This window comes from Bacillus sp. 7894-2 (assembly GCF_002272225.1).
Lineage (GTDB): Bacteria > Bacillota > Bacilli > Bacillales > Cytobacillaceae > Cytobacillus.
The window spans coordinates 1-17,380 of record NZ_NPDG01000100.1 but is presented as its reverse complement, the minus strand read 5'-3'; the positions used below and the strand labels follow the sequence as shown (position 1 = coordinate 17,380).

The following is a 17,380-nucleotide window of genomic DNA, read 5'->3' as shown; positions in this document are numbered from 1 at the left end:
TTATTTGACGGCTTCATTATCCAGTCCCCAAAGATCTTCATCATTTTCATTTGCATTCTTACCGGTTCCTTTATTGCTGTCTGTTTCATTTTGCTTATTGTCAGGTTTCTGTTCAGCTGACGATTTTTCATCATCCGATTCTGATTTCTCATCCTCAATGCTTACACTGTTTTCAGGCTCAATTTCCGCCGGACCAGCGTCCGCCTTATCTTTTTTAATAGCCAGACTGTATATGAGAACCTCATGTACTGGCGGATAGAAGTCTTCCGCAATTTTCTCGGTGCTTATTATTTTTCCAGACCCGTCCAACTGATCGCGAAATACATTTATCAGGATGCCCTCTTTGCCTTCAGCTCCGATTCGTTTTTGTCCAAATGGCAGCTTGGCATCTATTTGAATAATCGTTTTCGGCTTAAAAGTCTGCTTATCTTTAAGAGAAGGCTGATACGTGTAAATCGTCTTAGGCCCCTTAACAGAAACATACAAAAGCTTATCAAGCTGCTGAAAATTAATCACATATTTATGATCATTTGGATTAGTAAAAATGAAATCCATTTGTTTCTCAGAGTCCACTCTGGCCTCAAAACCCGGTTCAATATATCCCGGAAGCAGCCTTCCAGTATGCCTTTCTGTAATCATAAAGTTGGTGTTCAGCAGGGCTTTGTATAGAGCAGATGAGATGATGCTCATTTCGTCTGCCTCGAACTGCAGACCTCCTCTTTCTTCAGCCACTTCAAGAAAAGAAATCTGCGAGTGCGGAGCAACTTCGATGCTGGCCTTATTGCCTTCCCACATATTGATAACACTTTCTTTTCCGGAGATTTTAGTTGAAGATTCAGCAATCACCTCATCCTCAATAAGATCTCCGGATAAATAATTTTGCAGTTTTATCGTATGATTGCCACTTTCAAGCAGGGACGCATACATCAGAAGGTCAGCTATAAGTGTCTCGCGGTCGAGGCCCTCTGCATAAAACTCCGGGAGTATTTCTAACAGAATAGCATCAAGCTTTTCTTCATCTATTTTTGCGATAAGCTGATTTTTTTTGCCTGAAAGTGCCAGAGAGATACTTTGTTGTAGATCAAATTGATAAAAAGACGGGATGTCCTTGACTTCTTTTGTTACTTCCTGAAATTGCATTGACAAAGCCGTTTCATTAACCCATTGGGCCTGTTTTTCAGATATATAGGATAACGCCCGGGCCTTGTCCATACCTGTTACATCTTCGTTTCCGATAAAAGTTCCGGAATCAAATTCGCTTTGATCAGAAAAAATCTTTCCGTATGCTGCAGTTCCAAAATATGAAAAGCTAAATATAAACGAGGTACAGAGTGCCGTAATCAAAAACAGCTTAATAATCTGAGGATTCCTCACATTGAGCTTCCTCCTTCAATTATGCGTTCACATTCATTGACAGGTTTACAACCACATTAGGGCCTGCTTCTTGTGCCTTTTGTACATCCTGCTCGGATAAAACCCGGCCGGACGGAAATAGTATATTTCCATTTAAGTCATAGATATCTGCTTCTAATTCTTTGCCTACTAATAATTCCATTTGTTTGTTTTTCAATGATTGGATCTGATCCATGTTTTCGCCTTCACTTGGAAGAGCTTCATTGCTCATTACAGGGTCCAGCAATGATACACTGTTTAGAAATCTTTCAGATGCGTCTTCTTTTACAATAAGAATATCCTTACCGTATGTTAAGATTTCTTCAGCAGCTAATACTGCGGAATCATCTGAAAGCTGAATTTCAACACCCAGTATATTTCCTGTATCTTCATCTGTGTAAAACTCCGCTGTTTCCCCCAATAATTGTCCTTTTCGTGTCATCACCTTAGTTTGGGTAATACGAATCTTTTTGTTTACCAGCTGATTTGCAATTGGGATTTCATTTAAATCAATTACCGCACGGTCACTTTCTACAGTTACCGCGTATTCTCCAATACCAATAATTTTTTTGAATGGAATGGCCTTTACACTGACTTGCCAATCTTCGTGCTCGATTGTTAAGAAATCGATTGAACCTTTTTCAGGATTTATGACTAATGTTTTCACTGTCCCAATTTCCTGGCCTTCCTGAATAGATATAATAGGCAGACCTGTAATTTCTGTGCTTTTTTTCATCTTAACATCACCTTATTTATAGTTTTTAATCTTGGCTGCAGCATAGGACTTCTGGATAAATCTGATTTCCTCAACAAGGACAGGATAAGCAGAAAATCTGGCTTCAAGACCTTCGGTAAATTCCAATAATTTATCAAACTCTTTATGAATGATATAGTGATCAAATAGTAATCTCGCAAATGTGTAATAATCAGATGGCTGCATATTAGGATTAAGGCAGCCAATTACTAACATTTCGTAATTATCTTTATCCAGGTTATTCCGGGCCAGCTCAAGCTGTGGTGCAATCAGCTGGAACATCTGATTCTGGAATCCTGCTCTGTTTTTCTGATCAGCAGTCTGCATTTTCTCTTCTAAAGCAGTTTCCCGCTCATGTTCATCGTCTCTTCCGATTTCGGTTTCAGTAGCAGACGCCGCTTCATCAATATATGAGGAAGAGTCATATTCACTTGAATCCTCCGAATCGAATTCATGCTCTCCAGCCGGAATCACAGATCTGGTGTCATCAGAATCGACCATCGGATTAATACTTTCAAAGTATTCTTCTAGTACATTATCGGAAACCTTTATCTCATCTTGAACAGCCAGATCTTCTGTTCCATTAATTACCACATCAGAATAAACGGAACTTCCCATTTCTTCATTCATCATATCTTCCAGTTCTGCCAGATAATCGATCTCCGGAATGGCTGGATCCAACGTGTTCTCCTCTGTATCTTTTTCGTCTATTTGCGGAGCATGATCCTCATTTGCTCCTTCTAACAGCATAATTTCAATTTCATCCAAATTTAGATCATCGTGATGACTTACTTCTTCTGAAGGATCTGCAAAAATATTTTCTATAACTAAGTCAATTTGACTATTCGTATTTTCTTCGTTGCTAAAATCTATTAAGTCTAATTCTGCAGGACCTTCTTCTGATTCCTGCTGAACCAGTATAGGCAAAGCTGGTTTATCTGCCTCCTGGTCAGATGCATTTTTTTCATTCAAATTCTCATTCCCAATTCCTGTTTCCATTATGACTGTAGAGAAAGCACCTGTTTCTTCACCTGTATGAAATAATCCTGTGATTTTATTATTGGCCAGATAGGTACCTGTCAATAAAAGCAGCAAAAGAATAAGTGCAGCCTGCCATTCAGAAAACAGCTCTTTTGCTGACAGCCCAAACATGCCCAGCAAAATGGAAACCACAATGACATACATATTTCCTTTTTTCGTTAAGCCCGAAGGAATGAAATAAACAGCAGGAATAATGAAAACTAAAGATGCCAAAGCAAAACCAAGGGTGACCATTCCATCTCTCCTTTCTTTTTAAGACTTAACAGATAAACTTTTCAAAAAATGCATAATTCGACCTATAAATACAAATCTTGCTATTAAATATTGTATAATACAAATAGGTATTTTGAAAGAAGGAGTGGGCTATGAAATTTAAAAAATTGCTTACTAGTTCAAAAGGCTTAACTCTTGTGGAAGTACTTGTTTCACTAACAATATTAGGGATAGTTTTAATGGGTACCATGAAGTTTTTTTCTCAGGCTTACACTTATACCAATATGAATGAAAAGAAAACGGCAGCTGTCAATGTTGCAAGAAATGCACTAATGCATATTGAGAAAGAAAGTTTTATTGAAGTAAGAGAAGAGTTTAGAAATGACAAAGATCATTACCTTAATCTTCTAATTTGTGATCGTTCTTATAAAATATTTTGGAATGGTGAAACTCCTGAACCAAACTGCAGTCCAATTATAGTAAATAATATTGAGTACAATATAACTATTAATTTACCAAAAAACGAAGTTGAGAATACTAATCCCGCCAAAGGGGAACACTCTTCCTTTTTTGTGCCTCTGGAAGCGACAGTGACCTGGGAGATCAACGGAAAAGAAGAATCTACAGAAATAGAAGGAGAAATAAAAAGTGAAGATCTTCGATGAGCGCGGTGCCACTCTTTATGAATTGCTTGCCGTTTTGGTTATAAGCAGCATTATCCTTCCGATTATTTATGGAGTATTCACTTCCGGGTACAAGCTCTACAATAAGATTGGCATTGAGGGGCAGCTTAGAGATGATGCCGATTATACAGCAACAATGATCATGAACACATTTTATTCTTTTCCTTTTGACTATGTCAGAGAATGCGGCGAAAAAAATTGCATTGAGCTGGTAAATTCATCAAGTACATCTTTAACTAAACAAGAGAAAGAACAGCAGACTTTCTATACCATAAATCAAAACACTGCGAATGAAGATGAGCAGGTAATCAGGATTGAAATAACTGATTCTGAAAATGACAGCAGCCGGAAAGCAATCTCAATTGATAGCGCAGAGATTACTTCTAATGCTGATTTCAGCGAATCCGCATTAGAAATCTCTTGTTCTGAGTCTACTAATAAAAATGAGGAAGAATGTACACAGGGTATGATTGATTTAATGCTAAAGCTCGATCATGAAAGGCTTGAAGAAAAATTAGAGCTTAATAGTAAGTTTGGATTTTAAGAGGTGATCATTTGCTGAAAAATGAGCGGGGCAATACCCTTATTACTGTTTTATTAATGTCGCTTATATTTACTGTTTTGGGAATGAGTATTCTGGCAGCTTCTCTGGGAGGGGCCAAAAGAACGGAAACGAGGGAACGTGATATTTCCATAACATATGATTCTGTAAAGCTAATCGATCAAATGACCTCCGAATTGGCAGGAATTCTGCCGAACCTTCCACTTGAAGATTACCGGAGAAAGAACACTGAAGGAAAACTTTATGTGCGGAGTAACTTTGATATAGACCTGAAGAATAAGCTGAAAGATGACTTAATCCTGCCTTATAGGACAAAGGAAAATATAAGCTGTTTGAATATCATTGACCTGTCAGGAAGCAGTGCAAGCTTTATCGATTCTTCCACACCTTGCATGGATGACATATCTGATTATGATACATTTAATATTGAACTGGGAAATGATTTCACAAGAGTATTAGATATCATTATAGTTACTAAAAATCCTGTTGAAACAGAAGGTAAGATTACACGGACTCTCAGGAAGAGGCTCATCCTGTCTCCCCTTCCTAGTTTTTTGAAATATGCTGCCGGCTCTTTTTCTGATGATAATGGCTCCGGTCTATTTTTAAATGGTTCAGCAAACTTCTCCGGAAATGTGTATGCTAACCGATTAACATTAAATGATGATGCAGAATACGAATTGCGTGATGGAAGGAATCAGAAACAGGATACGAATATGTCCTCAATTAATGGGGATTTATATAGTTCAACAGCGAACCTTCTTCCGCTGCTCGAAAAAAAGAATTTTTATAAAGACCATGTACCTGAGCTTAAGCATGACAGCCAGTTTATTAATATCGATTTTGAAAAAACGATGAATGAAGAAACCAATGAATTACTATCATCAAATGGGATTCCTGCCTTCAGAACCGGAAATGGCCATACGTTTTCAGAAGAGATAAAATCCGGAATTCTTTCTTCTTTCGCTATAAATACTCTGATTGAGGAACAAGTAAAAAAGCAATCCGGGCTTCCCGAGATCTTGCAGGAAATAGGCACTAATAATGAATCAGATTTTAAAAGTTACCTTATAAACACACCCGAAGATGCTTCCCTGCTAAACGGCCTTATTCAGGGTGATGTGGTGATTATGGCAGAGGAAACTTCTCTTGAATTGAATAAAAAGCTGATTGTTGATGGTGACCTTTATCTCGTGAATTTTGAAGATTTAACAATAAATGAAGATATATTAGTAACCGGGAGAACTCACCTTGTCAATTTTAACGGCAAGCTTGAGGTGAATGATAATATTATTTCGGCAAAGGATATTATTATAGAATCCTATGCTCAGAATAGTGACGAACTTTTCAGTAAAGGCATTAAAGTAAACGGTGATATATTGTCAGGCAAAAACACAGCTATTAATGTTCTTAATACTTCGATTGAAATGACAGGAACCATAATCTCCAACGAATCCTTTACAATAAATGGTGATGAAACTGGAGAGCCTTCAGAAAATGATCAGGTAATCTTTGATTCTGTTGTATACGCAGGCAAGCGTGCAATAATATCGAATGTAAATGTTTTAGGATCGGAAAACAACACAAAACAGCTTGTTCTGATGGCTAAAGATGATTTACTGCTCACACGCATAAATGAATTCGGCAATTTCGATCCTGATGATGAAGCTGGAATGCCATATGTCCCTGAAGATGAAAGAATAAAACCTTTAAAAGGATTTTTCTATACAGAGAAAGATGCAGAATTATATGGGGTAGGTTCGCTGTTTTATATCAATGGAGGCATTTTTGCCAAAGAAAAGCTGATAATTAACGCTATTCGCGGTGAAGTAAAGTCCATCGAAGAGCTGCCCTCAAGATCATCTCAACTGGATAAGTATTCCCGTTTTATTGTGAACTACGATCAAAATGTACTTCTGCAGCGAATAGATACTCTTCCAATTGTAAAACATCTTCAAATATTTTCTGATGAACTATTAATAGAATGAGAAAAAGGTGCTGACATGAGCACCTTTTTCTTTTACCATTTACCCTCTCCAGAAGGACCATCATCAGTTTGTTCATCCTCATTCACTACTTCAAATAGAGCTGAAGCTTTCGGCTGCTTTCCATCTTTTTGTTTTTCAGCAGCTGCAGTTACCCTGGAGTATCCTATTTCCACACCCTCAATGTACCACTCAGCCCCCCTCTGAACAGCACGGACTTTATCAGGCATCTCTGAGAGTACTTCAGCAATTTCCTGATCTGTGGCATTAAAAGGATTAAAGATCAGCAGTCTTTTTAATGCGATACTGTCTCCCCTGGCAATTTTATATACAGCTTTATTAAACTTTATTTCATCTAAAGCAATATAAGGATCGGTTACAATCACTTTAATTTTCTGTTCAATATTTGAGCCGTCCCTGGTTCTGACAATTAAATACGTTTCACCCGCAGATTTTCCAAAAATTGAATAACCATCGGTTAATGCAGCTATAGATGTATCTTCAATGAGCACCTCGAGTTCTTTATTGGATGCATCAGCTGGCGAAATTTCCACTTTAAATGATATTGACTTTTCGACATCCACTTCAATTGGATCTGGAGTTACTGATAGGCTTGCAATTCTTTTATTAACTGTAATTGTCTTGGAGATTTCATTTCCAAACGCGAATCCTCCAGTTGCTTTAACCTTAATTATATAAGTTCCTGGAGCATCTAAAAGCACACTGTCATTAGCGGCAAAAGGCTTCCATTCTTCTTTTTCCCCGTCTTTCTCAACTTCGTAGTAATAACCTACATCTTTACCTGCAACCAGCCTACTTAAGTTGAAGGCAATCGGTTCGTATACAACCTCCCTATGGGACAGGACCTTTCCTGTAACCTGGCCCTTCATCTCAAAATCAGGTTCAAAATAAAGCATTGCAATACTATCATCGCTGTATTCAATTTTAAGGCCTGATACTTGAGTTTCTGTAAGAAAATATAAATTCTTTACAGGTTTATTCTTAAGGCCATAATTATTCGGAAACTCCGTCTGCGTCAGTTTTCTGCCGTGATTATTTAAATCAATTTTTGAAATGATGCCTGACGCATCTCCATCATAAGCAATGTTATTAAAACTATATAATCTCACCTTTGCATCAATTACTTGGCTGGAAGCAGCAATGCTGGTTGATTGAGGCTTGTCCGGGAATCTGCTGTCAGTGTAAAACACTTGTGCACGCGGCATTGTTAATCCATAGAAAGCTCTATCTGCTTTTAATGCTAGTTTTGCAGAAAGATGATCCGGTGTGAAAGCACCATTTTTATAGCTGGTTTGCTGATTTGCCAGAATAAGGACTGCATATCTTTGTCCACTAATCATCTCTTCTTTCACAGAAGGATCCGCAATGAGAATCCCATCAGGAAGCGGCTGTTTAATCACTACATCCCTGAGGCTTCCTTCCACTCTGCTATCGGGAATGCCTGTTGGCTCCAAATTATAATTTATATTGAAATGATTAGATTGAGTATTTGAATTCATTTCCTTGACTAAGTCACGTAAATCATTTTGCACTTTTTCCAGCAGCATGGTTCCTTTAAATGATGCAGGGGCATCATCTTTCACTTCAATCTGCAGTTCAGGATGGACCAATACTTGTTCTTTATTATTCAAATCCTTGTATTTTAACTTTATATTATCTTTAAAAAGATACTTTCCCTCTTCCGCAAAATTTAGTGGAATACTGAAATCCAGTTCGCTTATTGTTTCTTTCCCAATATCATATTTGAAATTGACCTGTTTGGTTATAATGTTATTTTCAGTTTGGATGGCATTCGAGCCTTCTGCCAGAGAAACCTTTCCATTAAAGCGATTTAAGTCAATTTGTATCTCTGCAGTAATTGAAGGTTTCAGGACACTGCTTGAAATTCGTTCGAGTATATCCCCAATATTTCCTGTGCCTGCCTGAATGGCTGTTTCTCCAGTATAGTTGGACATCTCGTTTAGAAAGGTCATATCGATATCATTATCACTGCCAAATCCGATCGAATATAGCTTTATATTACTAACAGTAAGTTTTCTTACTTCATCAATAATTGCTTTTCTAATAGAGGTTTGAGTCGATGCATAGTTTTCATTATTATTTTTCAGATAATAACTCCTATTATTATTATCTAGAAAATATTCATCGGCCAAGTATTGATAAGGGATATAAGGATAGAAAGTCCCATTTTTTGTGTAGCCTTTCGTTAGAAGTTCTTCGATATACGTTACTTCTTCTGTTACTTTATTTGTCTCACAAAATATTAAAAAACAGGATTTTTTATTAAAAGTTCTTATTTGTTTATTCTCAGAATATGTAGGCACACCATCAGTCAGGAAGATAATATTATTATTCGTATTCCCGCCTTTTAAAAGCTCTTCCGCTTTTTTTATCGGATCCTTATAATTTGTTCCATTGATTGCTGACAGAGTCCTGACTTTTTCTTTTATCATTCCAAGATCATTTAGTGCATTTCCAGTTGGGTAAAAGAATCCCTCTTGCTCGCTGATTTTTTTATTGAAGGGGATTAAATAGTATCGGTCTTTGGAATTTGCAGTCTCTAAAAAATGGTCGAGAGCATTTTTCATTGCGGCTTTAGCGCTGTCAAGTTTACCGGCATCATTCATTGAACCGGAAATATCCATAATAAAGACAACATCCATTGGTTCTCTATTACTATCAGACGCAGTTCCGCTCTGCTTTACTCTGAAATCCAGATTGGCTGCTGCCGGCTTGCCGGCTGGTTTAACGATTATATTCTGGGAAGGCTGCACGGTGAAGTTTAACTTGGCATCATTCAATTTAGATGCCATTGAAGGTTGAATAGATAGGGAGCATATAATAAGAGCGGTTAGTAAACTAAGCAGTATTTTCTTTGCCATATAGTTAAATCCCTCCTTTACCAGTATTATGCATTACTCCCATTATACCAATTTACCTATAAAAACTATATATTTTATAGGTCCAAAGATTTGTTTTTTTCATAAAAAAATCCTTTTGACAGGCAAAAGGATTTCACTTCACATATTCCGCAACCCTATTCCTCCCAGCCTGCTTAGCTCCAACATATAAAGCTCTGTCAGCATGGCGTATGAGGGCCAGAGAATCATCGGCATCTTCTGGTGCAGCAGCTACCCCAATAGAAGCGGTAATATAAACTTTTGTACTGCTGCTACTTCTTCCATCGATGGTCTGTTTGAGTATGAAAGGCCGATTGGCAATGGTCTGTCTGATAAGCTCGGCCCAGCCTATTGCATCTTCTTTGCTGGTATCAGGCATTAGGACAATAAATTCCTCGCCGCCATATCGGGCAGCAATTCCAGCCGTATCAATCAGATTTGTCAGCCGATCAGCCAGTTCGCAGAGGATTTCATTTCCGCTCTGATGTCCATACGTATCGTTCACTTTTTTAAAATGATCGATATCGAGTATGATGAGCGAGAGGAGATGCCTTGAACCATTTTGCAATCTGCTGAATTCTTCATTTAGTTTCTCTTCTATATAGCGGTAATTATATAGTTTCGTTAGCGCACAGCGCTCGCTTTTGGCTTTTGTTTCTTCATAGTGCCTGGCATTCTCAATGGCTATTGCAAAATGCGAACATAATATATCGACAATCATGAGCTGCGACTTTTCATATACCCTCTTTTTCGTGGATGAAAGCAGCAGAATCCCCAATATTTCATTACTTCGGACTATTGGAACACAAATGATGCTCTCCGCATCTTCCGGCAAAAATTCCTTAGCAATGCCTTTCCATTTCTTTTTCGAATGAAAAAGGACCGATTTTCTGGTCTCTAAAACCAATCCGCTGATTCCCTCATTTTTATTTGTTGGCATAAGATCATTCGGCTTAATTAGTTCATGCTCTTTCCGGTAAAGGGAGTGAAGTTCATCATTGTCTTTGATATCAAGGATATAGGCATAATCAACAGGAACCATTTCGCTCAATTTCAAAATAAAAAGCTCCATAACCTCATTAACATCAAGGTGCTCAGCCATTTTATGACTAATTTCTGAGGCTTTTTGAAGGTAATCAATCACCTTCTCACTGGAGTAATAAAGATGAAGTATGATTGAAAGACTTACAAATGGCACACCTACAATCAGGAGTGCAAGAATTCCCACTTCAGCATAAAGAATGTAAAGGATAAGGCCAATCGGGAATGTTATGAGTGAAGTGACTGTTTCCCAAATCAGGTCTTTTTCCAGAAAGGAGATTCTTCTGCCGTACAATGCAGCCTGAATTACACTGATTAATATCTGATTTAGTGTAAAATGAATGACCGGATAGGCGGCAGCAACCCAGAAATACCGGGGTTCAGCAATCAAATCTATTCCTGTTTTGCCTCCCATTGCAAAATAAGCCAGCCCGCTCAATAAAGAGACCGTAAAGAATAAAAGTGAGTTAAGCGGCAGACGGAACAGCTGGTCTTTTTGTACTTTAAGTCTTATGAGAAGTACCAGGACACCCACCTGAACCATAATTATTTCAGCAAGAAGACCAAAAGTTAAGAAGACTGCCATGGAAACCCATTGTATCAAAAAAATTGGTGTATTATTGACAACCATCGGCATGGAAGAAACGAGAAACATTAAAATAAAAAAGGCAAATAAACTGATTCCCTGTCCTGAAAGATCGGGAGGGTAAAAATGATAGGTTAGCATGAAACCTGCGGGAAATAACAGTATCCATAATAACCATATTGAATTTTTGGCTCGTGAACTAACTATCTTTTTCCCCCTCCTCCAATTTATTCAGGAAAATAGTCTGATAATAAAAATATTTTATCAAATTTTCTAACTTTTGTCATTTTTTCATTGTCTGTTTTCCAAAAGTTTCAAAAGAGCTGGCTTCACTTCTGATAGGAAGTAAAGGGATCCGGTTATGACAAGGACGCTATTTTTTCCTGATTCGCACACTTCTGTCTTCAATAGCTCTTTCCAATCTGTATTAAATAGTTTCCTGCTGTTTTCACTGAGATTATATAAATCTTCAGCTGATGCTGCTCTCGGAAAGTGAAATTCTGTAAAAGTGATGGAGTCTGCTGCAGAGTCAAGCTTATTGATCATTTTATCAAGCTTTTTATCAGCCAGCGCAGCAAATATAATCTTTTTGCTTCGATCTCCAAAACGCTTCTCCAGCTCAGCAGTTAAAGCAGATATCCCTTCTTCATTATGGGCTCCATCTATTACCACCAGCGGGTCATGAGATACAATTTCAAATCTGCCAGGCCAGAAGGCTGTTTTCAATCCGGTTCTTATGTGTTTCTCCTCTATTAAGAAAGAATAAAACTTATTTAATAGCTCTGCTGCCATTACAGCCAGGGATGCATTTTCAGTCTGATGTTTCCCGCTCATTCCTGTCTCAAGATCACAGAACTCCTGAAAGACTGTCTCAAGGGAGAAAAACTCACCCTGAACCAGGGGTTTATGATCCAAAATAGCAAATTCCTTCCCCAGCTGATAAACCGGGGACTTTAAGCCTGAAGCTTTATCATGGATAACTGCGAGTGCTTCTTCCTGTTTGACAGCTGTAATAACACTGATCCCAGGTTTAATGATTCCCGCTTTTTCATAAGCGATTTTCTCATAAGTATCCCCAAGTATGGCTGTATGATCGAGCCCGATGCTTGTTATGATTGATAACACGGGATAAATGATATTAGTGGAGTCATATCTGCCGCCAAGCCCCACTTCAAACAATACAAGATCCACTGGTTTTATATGACCAAAATATTGAAAAGCCATGGCGGTAATGATTTCAAACTCAGTTGGACCGCCAAGTTCGGTCTGTTCCAATTCAACAGCCAGCGGATATATATCATTGGCAAGCTGAATGAGATCCTTATCCCCAATTGGGGTTCCGTTGAGAGAAATACGTTCATTAAAATTCTCAAAATAGGGCGATGTAAAGGTCCCGACTGAATAACCCGCCTCTTGAAGAATGGATCTTAAAAACGTAACTGTTGAGCCTTTTCCGTTCGTTCCGCCAATATGAACAGACTTAATTCTTCTCTCAGGATGGCCGAGTTTTTCCATCATCCATTCCATTCTCTGCAGTCCAGGCTTCATTCCCAGCCTCAGCCTTGAATGAATCCACTCCAGGGCTTCCTCATAAGCAGTAAACATATATATGCACCTCCGTTATACAGGAAGGAAGACGAATCCTTGATATGGACCCGCCTTCCCAAACTTTAATTATTCTCCTTTTAGCTCTCTAATGCGAGCTTCTACAGCTGCTCTCTTCTCGCTGTAGTCTTGTTCTTTTGCTTTTTCTTCTTCAATTACTTTTTCCGGCGCTTTTTTAATAAAGCCTTCGTTTGAAAGTTTCTTTTGAACACGTTCTACTTCTTTATTTAATTTATCCCATTCTTTCTGCAGTCTGGCCACTTCTTCTTCAATATTAATCAGACCCTCAAGCGGCAGGATAATTTCTGCTCCACTCACAACTGCTGTCATCGCCTTATCAGGTGTCTCAACCTCTAAAGCCAGCACCAGTTCCTCAGGGTTACAGAAGCGTTCAATATAGCCACGGTTATTTTCCAGTGTAGAAAGAATTTCCTGGTCTTTCGTCCTAACCATCATTTTAATCTTCTTGCTCATTGGCGTGTTCACTTCAGCACGGCTGTTGCGGACAGAACGGATGATTTCAACAAGCAGCTTCATTTCATTTGCAGCCTGGTTGTCTGTGTATTCATCCTTTACTGCCGGCCACTGGGCAACCGTAATCGATTCACCTGAATGAGGAAGGTTCTGCCAGATTTCCTCCGTAATGAATGGCATAAATGGATGAAGCAGGCGCATTGTGTTATCCAGAACATATGCCAGAATGGAGCGCGTCGTTTTCTTGGCAGCTTCATCTTCTCCATAAAGCGGCAGCTTCGCCATTTCGATATACCAGTCGCAGAAATCATCCCAGATGAAGTTATACAGCACCCGGCCAACCTCTCCAAACTCATAGCGGTCAGACAATCTTGTAACAGTCTCGATTGTTTCATTCAAACGGGTTAATATCCACTTATCAGCAACAGACTTTTCACCGCTTAAATCAATTTCTTCGAATGTTAATCCATCCATATTCATTAAGGCAAAGCGGGATGCATTCCAGATTTTATTGGCAAAGTTCCAGGTTGCCTCTACTTTTTCCATACTGAAACGAAGATCCTGTCCCGGCGAACTTCCTGTAGAAAGGAAATAACGGAGTGAATCGGCACCATACTGGTCGATAACATCCATTGGATCAACGCCATTTCCAAGGGACTTACTCATCTTGCGTCCCTGTGAATCACGAACAAGACCATGAATTAATACATCCTGAAATGGACGCTCTCCTGTAAATTCGAGACCTTGGAAAATCATTCGTGATACCCAGAAGAAAATGATGTCATAGCCTGTTACAAGAGCTGCTGTCGGATAGTATCTCTTAAAGTCAGCAGAGTCAGTATCCGGCCAGCCCATCGTTGAAAACGGCCATAATGCAGAACTGAACCATGTGTCTAATACATCTTTATCCTGTTCCCAGTTTTCACTATCTTCAGGAGCTTCATGACCTACGTAAACCTCACCAGTCTCCTTGTGATACCAGGCCGGGATCCGGTGTCCCCACCAAAGCTGGCGTGAAATACACCAGTCGCGGATATTTTCCATCCAGCGCAGATAAGTTTTTTCAAATCGGTCCGGAACAAAGTTCACTTTTTCTTCTTTATTTTGAAGTGCGATGGCTTCATCTGCAAGAGGCTGCATTTTTACAAACCATTGTGTTGAAAGGTATGGTTCAACTACTGCACCGCTGCGCTCTGAATGGCCCACAGAATGCATATGCTCTTCAATTTTGAAAAGAACTCCTTCTTCCTGAAGATCCTTTACGATCTGCTTGCGGCATTCAAAGCGGTCCATACCCTGGTAAATACCTGCTCTCGTGTTCATCGTGCCGTCTTCATTCATGACAAGGATTCTTTCAAGATTGTGGCGGTTTCCGATTTCGAAATCATTTGGGTCATGAGCCGGTGTAATTTTTACTGCACCTGATCCGAAATCCATTTCTACATAATCATCCGCAACAATCGGAATTTCCCTTCCTGTGATCGGCAATTTAACTGTCTTGCCGATTAAATGCTTATATCGCTCGTCTTCCGGATGTACTGCAACAGCAGTATCCCCAAGCATCGTTTCAGGGCGAGTGGTGGCAATTTCGATATGTCCCGAACCGTCTGTCAGTGGATATCTCATATGGTAGAATGCGCCTTGAACATCCTTATATATAACTTCTATATCAGAAAGGGCTGTTTTCGTAGACGGATCCCAGTTGATGATGTACTCTCCGCGGTAAATCAGTCCTTTATTATAAAGTGAAACGAAAACCTCTCTGACAGCTTTTGAAAGGCCTTCATCCAGAGTAAAGCGTTCACGGCTGTAATCAAGCCCTAATCCAAGCTTTGACCATTGCTGGCGAATATGGCTGGCATATTCCTCTTTCCATTTCCATGTTTCTTCCACAAATTTTTCACGGCCCAGATCATAGCGGCTTTTTCCATCATTGCGAAGTTTTTCTTCAACCTTTGCCTGCGTGGCGATACCTGCATGGTCCATTCCAGGAAGCCACAAAACATCGTACCCTTGCATACGCTTCATACGGGTGAGGATATCCTGCAGGGTCGTATCCCATGCATGGCCGAGATGAAGCTTTCCTGTTACGTTCGGAGGCGGGATTACAATTGTATACGGCTGCTTCGTTTCGTCATCTTTTGCTTCAAAGAATTTCCCTTCCAGCCACCAGTCATATCTACCTTTTTCAATCGCCAGCGGATCATATTTCGTCGGCATTGTTAATTCATTGTTATCCATATGTCATTCTTCCTTTCTAAAAGCAATCAGCAAAAATAAAAAACTCCACTCGCCATAAAAGGACGAATGGAGTTTGTTTCGCGGTACCACCTTTTTTTCAATCACTAAAGAAAAGCCCAAAAGACATTCGTATAGTGATTGACACTTATGCAGATAACGGATTTCCCGTCTTTTACTACTTGGCTTAAGCCTTTCGCAAAAGATGCTCTGGGGCGACCTTCCAACGGTTCTGCCTGGATAACCTTTCAGCTGCTGGTTTTCCTCTCTAAAAGGCAAATGGCCATTGTACTCTTCCCTGTCTTAGCATCGATATAAAGTTATATATAAAATATACTACCGAAAAAAGACTGTTATAGTCAATAAGGATATCCCAGTTTTTTATATATTATTCACTGTCTCCATTGAAGTGATGATCAATCTGCCCTTATTCATTGCCGGGTGCGTGAACGTTACAGGGGGAAAAAATGAAAATAGGCACTTTACGGAAAAGAAAATCATAGGATATATATAAGAACATTGTAAAAAGGGGTATGCATAAATGAGAAGAAAATATAATCCATACACACTGCCTCCATGGTTAAGAACTTTCAGGAATATATGTGCACAATTCATTATCCCGTTCTGTGTTTTTCAAGGCATAAGAACCATATTATTGCCTACTACCTTCGACGTACTGCTGCTCTCGCTGTTCATCCTGATCGCTATCGCCTTTCATCTAAAATTGGTTTAGGAGCCCGCATTCTTCAGCTTTGGGCTCCTTCCTGTGCCTGAGCTTCTGCTGCCGCTTTTGCTTCCTGCTTTTGCCTCTCAATCTCATCAATTCTCATAACGGCATATTCAATATTTTTTAAAAGCCAGTACTGCCTTTGCAGATGCTGAACCGCCTTTCTTTCTCCTCTCTTTCCTTCCCCTTTATAATATTGTTCGCAAGCTTTGATAATCGGACCCGGATGAGCAAAGTAGCTTAGAAACAGCAGCATCTCGTCGTCCCTGAAGGGAAAGTATTTCATATAAGTATAAATCCATTCTACACACTCCTCCGATCTTTTTGGATATGTTTTCAGTGTCCTTGATAAAAACGGGAGTAAATCATGGAGCGGCGATCCCTGTCTTGCATTCTCGAAATTTGTGAAGTAGCCATATCCCCTATCATCGTATAAAAAATGTTCGGTGGAAACTTTTCCATGAATAATGACCGTACGTGCTTTTTCACTTTCCTTTGTTTTTTCATACCAATCCTTAAATTTGTTTGTGGAGAATTTCAGTGCCTGGCTGACATCATGGTAGTATAGAGAAAACATTAGCTCAAAAGGTGACATATACTCTTTTCTTTCGCAGGCCTCGATGAATCCCTCCAAAAACTCCTCTTCCTTCCCCCATTCCTGAAGGGTGTTTTCGTAATGTTCAGTACGGTCTTCTTTTTTTATAGTAACTTCCCGTGAGGACAATGTGTGGAGTCTTGCCAATTCCCTAATCATCTGCTGATGCCGCTCAAATCTGTCCTCCTTTTCTTCATTAGACATCCAGGGCATTAAATAAAATAATTCATTTTGATGGAGAACCGCATATCTTCCGTCCACCGTTGGGTAAATAGGCACTATTCTGTTATAGCCTTTTTGAAAGAGTGTTTGTACATGCCTGATAAAATCTGCTCCACGCTGAGGCTTTATTTTCTTCAAAGCAAATACGCCTTTGCTGCTGTAAATCTTCTGAACTCTCCCAAAATCCTCTACAAAATGCGGCTCTAATGAATAATGTTTTAAAATGGGAGAGACTTTCTGCAGCCGATTTTTTTCTTCCACCTTAACCACTCACTTTCCAGAATGAAAAAATATAAAGTGAAACTTCAATCAGTGGGGGTTTTCCTTATCCCCCGCTGATT

Annotated in this window: 12 protein-coding genes and 1 other annotated feature; of the genes, 4 read left to right on the top strand and 8 right to left on the bottom strand. The window is 39.2% G+C overall.

The features are described 5' to 3' along the window. Genes CHI10_RS15105 through CHI10_RS15095 form a run of 3 tightly spaced genes read right to left on the bottom strand, consistent with a single transcriptional unit; the run spans position 1 to position 3,421 of the window. Positions 1 to 1,374, bottom strand: a complete 1,374-nt coding sequence (locus tag CHI10_RS15105; protein WP_095245063.1) for a VanW family protein — start codon at positions 1,372 to 1,374, stop codon at positions 1 to 3. A 19-nt stretch (positions 1,375 to 1,393) separates the two neighbouring features. After that, the gene (locus tag CHI10_RS15100) at positions 1,394 to 2,128 is read right to left on the bottom strand and encodes a PRC-barrel domain-containing protein (RefSeq protein WP_095245062.1); all 735 of its coding nucleotides are present in this window, start codon (positions 2,126 to 2,128) and stop codon (positions 1,394 to 1,396) included. A 12-nt stretch (positions 2,129 to 2,140) separates the two neighbouring features. After that, on the bottom strand, positions 2,141 to 3,421 hold the full coding sequence (locus CHI10_RS15095) for a hypothetical protein (protein ID WP_095245061.1): 1,281 nt from the start codon (positions 3,419 to 3,421) through the stop codon (positions 2,141 to 2,143). Positions 3,422 to 3,552: 131 nt separating this feature from the next. Here CHI10_RS15095 and CHI10_RS15090 point away from each other — a divergent pair, with 131 nt between their 5' ends. From CHI10_RS15090 to CHI10_RS15080, 3 genes are read left to right on the top strand one after another with little or no spacing between them, the layout of a single operon-like run. Beyond that, positions 3,553 to 4,065, top strand: a complete 513-nt coding sequence (locus CHI10_RS15090) for a type IV pilus modification PilV family protein (RefSeq protein ID WP_076257344.1) — start codon at positions 3,553 to 3,555, stop codon at positions 4,063 to 4,065. After that, positions 4,049 to 4,627, top strand: coding sequence for a hypothetical protein (locus CHI10_RS15085; RefSeq protein ID WP_095245060.1), 579 nt, complete (start codon positions 4,049 to 4,051; stop codon positions 4,625 to 4,627). The genes CHI10_RS15090 and CHI10_RS15085 overlap by 17 nt, the downstream gene beginning before the upstream one ends. Before the next feature lie 11 nt (positions 4,628 to 4,638). Continuing rightward, complete coding sequence (locus CHI10_RS15080; RefSeq protein ID WP_095245059.1) at positions 4,639 to 6,633, top strand: hypothetical protein; 1,995 nt, start codon at positions 4,639 to 4,641, stop codon at positions 6,631 to 6,633. A gap of 32 nt (positions 6,634 to 6,665) precedes the next feature. Here CHI10_RS15080 and CHI10_RS15075 read toward each other — a convergent pair whose 3' ends face one another. From CHI10_RS15075 to CHI10_RS15060, 4 genes are all read right to left on the bottom strand, one after another. Further along, positions 6,666 to 9,533, bottom strand: coding sequence for a vWA domain-containing protein (locus tag CHI10_RS15075; RefSeq protein WP_095245058.1), 2,868 nt, complete (start codon positions 9,531 to 9,533; stop codon positions 6,666 to 6,668). Positions 9,534 to 9,666: 133 nt separating this feature from the next. Then, on the bottom strand, positions 9,667 to 11,319 hold the full coding sequence (locus tag CHI10_RS15070; protein WP_095245057.1) for a sensor domain-containing diguanylate cyclase: 1,653 nt from the start codon (positions 11,317 to 11,319) through the stop codon (positions 9,667 to 9,669). A gap of 150 nt (positions 11,320 to 11,469) precedes the next feature. Then, entirely contained in the window at positions 11,470 to 12,783 is a 1,314-nt protein-coding gene (locus CHI10_RS15065; protein WP_095245056.1) for a bifunctional folylpolyglutamate synthase/dihydrofolate synthase, read from the bottom strand. 69 nt (positions 12,784 to 12,852) lie between these two features. Next, positions 12,853 to 15,498 (bottom strand): valine--tRNA ligase, encoded by a 2,646-nt coding sequence (locus tag CHI10_RS15060; RefSeq protein ID WP_095245055.1) that lies wholly within the window; start codon positions 15,496 to 15,498, stop codon positions 12,853 to 12,855. Positions 15,499 to 15,553: 55 nt separating this feature from the next. Continuing rightward, positions 15,554 to 15,809, bottom strand: a binding site (T-box leader). Between the two features lie 227 nt (positions 15,810 to 16,036). On the opposite strand from CHI10_RS15060, the gene CHI10_RS22710 reads away from it, so the two are divergent. Then, entirely contained in the window at positions 16,037 to 16,228 is a 192-nt protein-coding gene (locus CHI10_RS22710; protein ID WP_095245054.1) for a hypothetical protein, read from the top strand. Positions 16,229 to 16,241: 13 nt separating this feature from the next. Here CHI10_RS22710 and ysxE read toward each other — a convergent pair whose 3' ends face one another. Beyond that, entirely contained in the window at positions 16,242 to 17,300 is a 1,059-nt protein-coding gene (ysxE, locus tag CHI10_RS15050) for a spore coat protein YsxE (protein ID WP_095245053.1), read from the bottom strand. Between the last annotated feature and the right edge of the window lie 80 nt (positions 17,301 to 17,380).